1 protein-coding gene is annotated in these 1643 nt (G+C 61.5%); it reads right to left on the bottom strand.

The annotated features are described in order from the left end of the window. Positions 1-52: 52 nt before the first annotated feature. Positions 53-1342 (bottom strand): IS110 family RNA-guided transposase, encoded by a 1290-nt coding sequence (locus ORI27_RS32790; protein ID WP_266001418.1) that lies wholly within the window; start codon positions 1340-1342, stop codon positions 53-55. Between the last annotated feature and the right edge of the window lie 301 nt (positions 1343-1643).

Here is a 1643-nt window from a genome sequence, read left to right as displayed (position 1 = left end):
TCTCTCTCGAAAATTGGGTGACCCAAGCTGGGTGAGCGGTTGCTCGCTGGTGCTAGGCGGCGTTGGTGCGGGGTTCGAGAGTGACTTTGTACCCCAAGGTTTCCAGTTGTTTGATGGCTTTGGCTTTGCTCTTGCCGGGGTGGTGCCGGGTGTAGTAGTCGGGGCCGGGGTCCTGGTAGAAGGTGCCGTTGACCAGCATGTTGTAGGCGTCGATCAGCATCTTGTGCGCGAGGGCTACCTGAGCGATCTGGCCGGCCGTGGAGGTGCGGCGGGCTTGATTCTTGTGGCGCTTCTTCGCCGGTGGGTGACTGCCGGCGATACGCCGGTAGCGAGCACTGTAATAGGTGGCTTTGCTGCGGGCCGCTGACAATGCTGCTATCCCGAGCGCGGCTTTGAGATGGCGATTGCCGGGCCGGATGGCCGCCGATTTGACCCGACCCGCTGATTGGTTGCAGCCGGGCACCACCCCGGCCCACGACGCCAGATGCGCCGCGCTGGGAAACACGCTCATGTCGGCGCCGGTCTCGGCGATGAACACGTTGGCGACGTTTTCTGACCAGCCCGGGATGCTGATCAACAGTTCCCGGACACTACGAAAGGGCGACATCGCCTCCTCGATGCGGTCGTCGAGGCGGGCGATATCGGCGTTATGGGCGTCGATGCGATCCAGGTACAACCGCACCATGAACGCGTGATGGTCGTTGAAATGGCCGCGCAGCGCTTCGGTGAGTATCGGGATCTTCTTGCGCAGACCCGCTTTGGCCAGATCAGCCAACGCTACCGGATCGCGGTGTCCGGCGATGAGCGCTTCGAGCATGGCCCGCCCGGAAACCCCGACGATGTCAGAAGCCACCGCCGACAGTTTGATGCCGGTGTCTTCGAGCATCTTCTCGAGTCGTTGGATCTCCTTGGTGCGCTCGCGGGTGATCACCGTGCGCGCTCTGGTCAGATCGCGTAGCTCCCGAATCGGCTGCGGCGGCACGAACGACGGCCGCAACAGTCCATGGGCACCCAGATCGGCCAGCCACATGGCATCGGAGACATCAGTTTTACGACCGGGCACATTGCGTGCTGCCTGGGCGTTGGCCAGCATCACGTTCAGGCCGTCTTCGAGCAAGTAATAGAACGGCTTCCAATAATCGGAGGTGGATTCGATCACCACACAGCTGACCTGCTCGGCAACCAGATGTTCCCGCAACGCCAAGATCTCACCGGTCGTGGACCCCCACGTCGTGACGGTTGTCGAGGTACCGCGTCGGCCCTGTCCTTGAATGCGTACGCAGGCTTTGACGTCTTTCTTGGACACGTCAAGGCCCGCGCACCGCGAATGAACCACTTCCATGATGAATCACCTCTTCACCCAGACACGTTGTTAATCAGCGTGTTTCGGGGAGAGCGGAAACTAACAAGGAGTCTCTCTCGCGTGCTCACAGGCAACAATCCACCACCCCCGGCAAACAAGGGAGGGTGCTCTCCAGCTCCAAGCTGCTCGGCGTACTCACAGCAACACAGACGCAACGGGGTCAACCGAAACACCCCTTCATGGTTGACCCCGCCCGTCTGCGACGCAAGCACCTCACCAGGCCGAACACCACGGCCAAATTTTCATCCTCCACCACCGGGCGCAGCCCCCCAGACAGCTG

This window comes from Mycobacterium pinniadriaticum (assembly GCF_026242045.1).
Taxonomy (GTDB): Bacteria; Actinomycetota; Actinomycetes; order Mycobacteriales; family Mycobacteriaceae; genus Mycobacterium; species Mycobacterium pinniadriaticum.
The sequence above is the reverse complement of the archived record's forward strand: the minus strand, read 5'-3'. Positions and strand labels throughout refer to the sequence as shown.

Coding starts and splice junctions, on each gene's coding strand:
- ORI27_RS32790 (WP_266001418.1), bottom strand. CDS start 1,342: ATGGAAGTGGTTCATTCGCGGTGCGCGGGCCTTGACGTGTCCAAGAAA.